The following is a 6951-nucleotide window of genomic DNA, read 5'->3' as shown; positions in this document are numbered from 1 at the left end:
GTAGGGGAAATTGCGTCCGCAGCGCTGAAAATCTCCTCCAACGCCGCCCCCAAGCAGACCGGCGCAGCACTCGGTCAGATCAAGGCGCAAAAATCACTCCCGCAAGCCTCATGGTGAAAAGTCCGGGCTAGCGTGCGCAGGTCGTCGAAGCCGTGGCCCTGCTGCTCAAATGTGCGTAGCCCGGCAAAGTACAAATTGGTGAAAGGGCAGGTGTAGAAGGTCTTGGATGGCTCGATCAGCGTGACATCGATAGCCGGATTGCGGCGTTTAATGTAGCGGGCCGCTGTCGCGCCGCCAAACCCGCCGCCAATGACCACGACCTTACCTGCCGCGGGCTTGGCAAAGGCCGGCACGGATAACAGTGTGATGCCGGCAGCGGTCGTCTTACCCGCACGGCCAAGCCACTGTCGACGAGATTGATTTATAGGACTCTTCATCTTTACAGGCCTTGTTTACCGGATAGGGGTTGTGGTTTGATCTGCGAGAAATGGCGTGCAAGCGCAGCAAGCTCGTCGTCGCTGAAGCCTTTTACCAGGCGGTTCATGATCGTTGTGTTGGCGGGCGGGTTGTCGGACTTGAACGCCCTGAGCTGGTCGGCAAGAACGCTTTCGGGTCGCCCTGCGATGGAGGGTATGCCGCCAGGCGAACGGCCATCGGTTCCGTGGCAGTTGGCACAGGCGCCTGCCAGTACGGTGATGTCGAAGGTTGATTGCGCCGACGCTGCGGGCAAGACGGCGAATCCAGCCACAAGAGCGGCTGCGATGGCCGTTGCCCGCAGTGTTTGAAAATAAGAACGCATGGACTTTTCGCTTTCAATTTGTAATAAGTCGTATGGTACTGAGGGCGCGTCATAGTTCAAACGACCGTTCTCATTCTTGCTTATTATTGAAAGTAATGAGTGGCAAAGTTGCCAGCTTCGCGCGAGACGCTCAATTTCGACGCGGACGTCCTGCCGCAACTGGTCTGTAGACAGTGGACGGTCAAGCCTGGCTGTATCGGAGCAAAGAGGGCGGAAAAACAGGAAAGCCCTATTTCCAGTAGAATGTATGGCTTCGTATCAATAATATGGTTTAAATAACCAGCCAAATGCAGCGTACGCGGCAAAATTGTTGTTTTCAAAATTATCTACGTACCCGGATGTAACGCATAACTGATTAATTCGCGTAAGGCGATAAGGCAGTTACGCCATGGGTAGCGCTGGAAAGAGTAGCTCCATTCGACGTGTCTGAAATAAATCCGGCATTCTGAACCGTCTGGTTTTACTGCGCTGGCGACAGGCTTGCCAGCGATGCTCTATTGTGCGCGCTTACTGAGCAGTGCTTGTGTGCTTGGTTTCCATTCTTGCTCTCGCAGCACAGCAACAGTAACCGTGCTTCTGATAAATGAGTCGTCCTTGCCGTTCGCATGGCTGGATCATTTATCAAAACCTTGAAACGAGTTGACCCGTCACTCTTTCAAAAATGGAGGAAGTTCCCATTGAAAATACGTAACCAACTTGGCATTAGCATGCTGCTAGCCGCCGTTGCGATCGGTGCGCCCGTCTATGCCACGCCAGAATCAAGCGACCCGATCAAGATCGTGGACAACAATTGGTCGAGTCAAAAGGTGCTCGCTCGCGTCGCGCAACAGCTGCTTGAAAAAATTGGCTATGAGACCAAAATCGTGCCATCAGACAGCCAGGGACAGTTTGCGGCAATGGGCCTGGGCGATCTGGATCTGCAGATGGAAGTCTGGGAAGGCACGATGAACGACAGCTTCATGAAGGAAGTCCAAGCCGGTCGTATGGTCGATCTCGGCAGCCATACCGCGACTACGCGTGAAGACTGGTGGTATCCGGACTACATGGAAGAAATCTGTCCTGGTTTACCAGATTGGAAGGCGCTCAATGCATGCGCCGCTAAATTTGCAGCACCTGAGACAGCCCCTAAAGGACGCTATTTGGCCGGCCCCGTTGATTGGATTAAACACGACAAAGAAAAGATCGAGGCGCTGGATCTGAATTTTACGGTGGTTAATGCGGGTTCTGCCGCGGCGTTGTTTGGCGAGTTGAAGTCAGCCGCCGCGCGCAAAGAACCTATTGTGTTGTTTAACTGGGCCCCCAACTGGGTGGGCGCCGCATTTCCAGGGAAATTCGTTGAGTTTCCAGAGCACGAGAAAGCCTGCACCGAGGACCCGAGATGGGGCGTCAACCCGGAGAAGACCTACGATTGCGGCTCACCCAAGGGTGGTTACCTGAAGAAGGCGGCATGGTCAGGCTTTGAAAAGAAATGGACTTGCGCTTATCAGTTGATCAAGAATATCGACTTTACAGGGCCAATGATCGACCAAGCCGCTGCGCTAGCCGACGTTGATGGCATGACACATGACGCCGCTGCCGCTGCGTGGATCGATAAGAATCAGAAACAGGTAACCGCCTGGATGCCTGATTGCGCTACTTAGCACCTGGTGGCACGTGACCATATTAATGTGGTCACGTGCTATTCCTGTTGGTCTTCGCGCCATCATGCGCGTCATCCCAGCTCAACATATCCACTTTTCCGACACTGCATAGTTTTTATCCTGAATCAGCTCCCGATTTAATAATGCCGCTGATCCTGTCGGAAAGTGATTGCGCTTTTGCGCACTTATTTGACAGGTCCAACTATGAGCGATTCGGTAAAAATTTCATGTAAAAACCTTTGGCAACTGTTTGGCAAAGGCAGCCACGGTTTTCTCGATAAACATCAGCACAACCCAAGCGACGCCGATCTGGCATCCGCTGGCTTGATTGCCGCCGTACGCGATGTCAGTTTTGACGTCTACGCGGGCGAGATTCTGGTCATCATGGGCTTGAGCGGTTCTGGTAAATCCACGCTTGTGCGTTGCCTCACGCGACTGGTTGAGCCCAGCGCTGGCCAAGTGCTATTCGACGGCATTGATCTATTACAAGCTTCTCGCCGTAGCTTGACCGATATTCGTCGGCGCAAGATGGGCATGGTGTTTCAACACTTCGGCCTGCTGCCACACCGTACCGTATTAGATAACATTGCTTTTCCGCTCGAAATCCAGAACGTACCGAAAGCTGCCCGCTTAGCCAAAGCCAGCGAATTGGTCGCTACCGTTGGCCTTGATGGGCGCGAGCACAATTTTCCCCGCGAGTTGTCTGGCGGCCAGCAGCAGCGTGTCGGTATCGCGCGCAGTCTTATCGGTGAATGCGATGTCTGGTTTCTGGATGAACCGTTCTCCGCGCTTGATCCACTGATCCGACGCGAAATGCAAGACGAGTTTGTGAGCCTGCAATCCAAACTGAACAAGACCATCGTTTTCGTGACACATGACTTTGACGAAGCCGTGCGCCTGGGCAATCGCATCGCAATCATGAAGGATGGCCGCCTGGCGCAAATCGGTACTGCGGAAGAGCTGTTGATGACGCCTGCCGATGACTACGTGAAAAAGTTTGTGCAGTACGCGCCACGCGCTAAATTGATTTCGACGCAGAAGATCATGGTGCCTGCGGATCCTCGTGATTTCAATCTCGGTGGGGAAAAGAACGCCATCAGGAATACTGATGTTCTAGAGAATATAGCGCGACGCGTCATCGAAGCTGACCGGCCCTTGCCTGTGGTTAACGCCGCAGGCGTACTGGTCGGTCAGGTTAATCGCGAGCATTTGGCACGGGCGCTATTCCAATGACACATACTGCAGCGTTATCCAGCGATGATTTAAACAGAGCGAGTCTTGATTCCCACCAGCCTGTCGGGCTCATCACCGACACCGACGGCGTTGCGGCGCAACCGAGGGATAGGGGTTCCAAAATAGTTCAGAACCGCCCCCTGTATTGGGTCGCCGCGCTTGCCATTATTGTGCTGGGCCAGTTCGCAGTGAGCCGGCTAGCCTGGGTTGAGCAATATCCATCTAATTGGATTTTGCCGCTTAAAGACTGGATCGATTCATTTTTTGAGTGGCTGGTGTATGGGGTTCGTTTCTTTGACGGCACTTCGTTTGAGTTTACGCCACGTGATCTGACCCGCGGCGTCTCCGGGCTGCTGGCGCGTCCACTGGGGCTGTCCGAGTCGCTATTTTTTGACGGTTTCTCGAAGCGTTTCCCAGCGTTGCCGTGGATCACGGTGGTCGGCCTTGCCGCGCTGTTAGGACACTGGCTAGGCGGCTGGCGCAGCGCGCTGCTCGGCGCAGCCGCATTTACGTATTTAGCACTGTTTGGCGTTTGGCAGGCGTCGATGCAGACTTTTTCTCTCGTGCTTGTCACGGTACCTATGGTTTTTTTGATCGGCTTGGTAGCTGGGGTATTGATGAGTAAAAACCGGCATTTCAAAAATGCAGTGACGCCCCTGTTTGATATCCTGCAGAGTATGCCGCCATTTGCATACCTGGTGCCAATTGTGGTGCTGTATGGCGTGGGTAACGTGCCCGCAATGATCGCTACCGCGTTATTTGCGGTGCCGCCCGTCGCGCGTTGCATTTCACTTGGGTTAGAAAGCGTACGGCACGGTGTGCTCGAGGCGGGTCAAATGATGGGCTGCACGCGCTGGCAATTATTATGGCGTGTGCAATTGCCGGCCGCGCGTTCGGTATTATTGGTTGGCTTGAACCAAGGAATCATGCAAACACTGGCCATGATTGTGTTGGCCGCATTAATCGGGGCATCGGGCCTGGGCAGTGAGTTGTTGACGTCACTGCAGTCATTGCGTCTGGGCGAGGCCTTGGAGCAGGGCATTGCCATTGTCGTGATCGCTGTGGTGCTGGACCGCTTTAGCCGTGCCTATGCGTTAAAACAACCCGTGTATGTCGACCCTGACCTTGGCTGGTGGCGGCGCCATCCGTACGTAGTGCTTGCGCTGGTGTTCTTGGTTGTGAGCATTTTGCTCGCTCGCGTGCTGCCGGATCTGGCACTGCTGACTGATGAACACAGCATCACCACCGCGCCATATTGGAATGCTGGAATCGACTGGATCAACGTAAATTTGTATGAGTCGGTCCAAGCATTCCGCAATTTCACGCTACTCGAGATGTTGATTCCGACGCGTAACTTTTTCCGGGCGATTCCGTGGATCACCTTTGTCGCCTTAGTCACTTTACTGGGTTATCGGCTGGGTGGCTGGTCGGTCGCGCTGGTTGCAGGTCTACTCATTTTATTTCCCGCGGCTACCGGTCTTTGGCTGGAAGCGATGACTACGTTGTATATGATCGGTACAGCGGCCGTGGTTTGTGTAAGTGTAGGCTTTATCGTTGGATTGGGTGCATCGCGTACCGCACGCTGGTCTCGTTTTGCGGCGGGAATTTGCGATTTCTTACAAACCTTTCCATCGTTCATCTACCTTATTCCAGTCGTAATGTTATTCAAGGTGAGTGACTTGTCAGCCATCATCGCGGTGTTGCTGTTTGCCGTGGTGCCGATGATTCGCTACACCATATTGGGGCTGCGTGGTGTACCAACGCCGATCATGGAGGCTGCGACCCAACAAGGCGCGACGCGGTTGCAACGTTTAATGAAAGTGGAACTACCTATAGCGTTGCCCGAAATCATGTTGGGCGTGAACCAGGTGATTTTCATGGCCTTGTTCATGGTCGCGATCACCGCGTTGATTGGAACTCAGGATTTGGGTGCGGAAATTAATGCTGCACGTTCAGGGAATGAAATCGGCAAGGCATTGGTCGCGGGTTTATGCATCGCATTCCTGGGGATTACCGCGGATCGCTTGATCGGTGCATGGGTCAAACGTAAAAGAATCGAGTTGGGATCGGCCTGAAGATTCCTTAACACTTGTATTAGCGATTAGTTTCCTTACAAACTCCTTAACGCGCAAAAATAGAAACAATTTATAAGGAATCTGGCATGTGGTTTTGGTTTGGCGTAGCTGCGCTGTTTCTGTTATTGGAGATGGCGACGGGCACCTTTTATTTGCTGTTGGTGGCTTTGGGCTTGGTGGCATCTGGCACGGCGGCGTACGCGGATTTATCCCTGGTGTGGCAAATTATCAGCGGTTTGGCTGTATCGCTGATAGGGCTGGTGGTGCTGCATCGTTACCGCCAGTCCAAAGGTCACGTGCCGACTCAGTCCAATCCCAATGTGGTGCAAGACATAGGTCAAAGTGTGATTGTGGACGCTTGGGACGAAAATGGACAAGGTAGTGTGTTTTATCGAGGCTCCAACTGGAGCGCACGCATAGACGTCGATCAACCCGTGCACCCCGGCAGACACTATATTCAGGCGGTGCAAGGTCTGACGCTAATTTTGCGCCCAGGCCAGTATTCCGCGTCGGATACTCAACATTAGGCATTTGGAGCCCAAATGCCTTCATCTTCTTTTTTATTGGATCCCCTATGGACGCTTATGTAATGACGCTATCTTTTTGGATAATCGCGGCTTTGGTCGTGTTTGTCTTTATCAAGTCCACAATTCAGATTGTGCCCCAACAGCATGCGGCGGTGGTAGAACGTTTGGGCAAGTTCGATCGCACATTGTCTCCTGGATTGGGGTTTACTGTTCCCTTCCTGGAAAAAGTAGCTTATCGCCACTCGCTTAAAGAAATGGTGCTGGATATTGCGAGCCAGGTTTGTATCACCAGAGACAACACCCAGTTGAAGGTGGACGGTGTGCTTTATTACCAGGTCACAGATCCCCGCTGTTAATGGCCAATTAAAATGACCCACTAATGGCCAATAGTTTTGACCCACCTGACGGTGGCTGCAAAGCCATGAAACGTGTAGCGTTCCTGCCATATAAAAGACAACGGGAGCGCGTCAGTGAAGGAGTGGGTAGTGATACACAAGATCAAAGGGCTGTATGACCGGGGCAAGGGGCTGTCGATCCGTGCCATTAGTCGGGAACTGAGCATCTCGCGCAATACGGTGCGTAAGTATTTGCAGTTGGAAGAGAAGCAAATCAGCGCCTACAAGGATGACGGGTCGCGCCACAAGCACCTGGACGCGCATCGGGATTTTCTGATCCAC

At 53.1% G+C, this 6951-nt stretch carries 6 protein-coding genes and 2 pseudogenes; 6 read left to right on the top strand and 2 right to left on the bottom strand.

What is annotated here, in order from left to right:
* Window positions 1–74: 74 nt before the first annotated feature.
* Window positions 75–437 (bottom strand): NAD(P)-binding protein, encoded by a 363-nt coding sequence (locus tag CR159_RS21155; RefSeq protein ID WP_102075915.1) that lies wholly within the window; start codon window positions 435–437, stop codon window positions 75–77.
* Window positions 438–439: 2 nt separating this feature from the next.
* Window positions 440–799 carry a c-type cytochrome gene (locus tag CR159_RS21150; protein WP_143705501.1) on the bottom strand — a complete coding sequence of 120 codons (360 nt, stop codon included), beginning with the start codon at window positions 797–799 and terminating at the stop codon, window positions 440–442.
* A 677-nt stretch (window positions 800–1476) separates the two neighbouring features.
* Here CR159_RS21150 and CR159_RS21145 point away from each other — a divergent pair.
* The 6 genes and pseudogenes from CR159_RS21145 to CR159_RS21120 form a co-directional block, all read left to right on the top strand.
* A complete protein-coding gene (locus CR159_RS21145) occupies window positions 1477–2439 on the top strand; it encodes an ABC transporter substrate-binding protein (RefSeq protein WP_102075913.1) in 963 nt (320 codons plus the stop codon).
* 204 nt (window positions 2440–2643) lie between these two features.
* Window positions 2644–3672 carry a quaternary amine ABC transporter ATP-binding protein gene (locus tag CR159_RS21140; protein ID WP_102075912.1) on the top strand — a complete coding sequence of 343 codons (1029 nt, stop codon included), beginning with the start codon at window positions 2644–2646 and terminating at the stop codon, window positions 3670–3672.
* Window positions 3669–5747 (top strand): ABC transporter permease, encoded by a 2079-nt coding sequence (locus tag CR159_RS21135; RefSeq protein ID WP_102075911.1) that lies wholly within the window; start codon window positions 3669–3671, stop codon window positions 5745–5747. The genes CR159_RS21140 and CR159_RS21135 overlap by 4 nt, the downstream gene beginning before the upstream one ends.
* Before the next feature lie 86 nt (window positions 5748–5833).
* Window positions 5834–6274, top strand: coding sequence for an NfeD family protein (locus CR159_RS21130; protein ID WP_102075910.1), 441 nt, complete (start codon window positions 5834–5836; stop codon window positions 6272–6274).
* Window positions 6275–6336: 62 nt separating this feature from the next.
* A pseudogene (locus CR159_RS21125) lies at window positions 6337–6621 on the top strand (SPFH domain-containing protein); the annotation flags it as partial.
* Between the two features lie 138 nt (window positions 6622–6759).
* A pseudogene (locus tag CR159_RS21120) lies at window positions 6760–6951 on the top strand (HTH domain-containing protein); the annotation flags it as partial.

Origin of the sequence: Pollutimonas subterranea, from assembly GCF_002849655.1 — a bacterium.
Taxonomy (GTDB): domain Bacteria; phylum Pseudomonadota; class Gammaproteobacteria; order Burkholderiales; family Burkholderiaceae_B; genus Pollutimonas; species Pollutimonas subterranea.
Note: the sequence above shows the minus strand (reverse complement) of the source record. Positions and strands in the feature narration are given on the sequence as shown.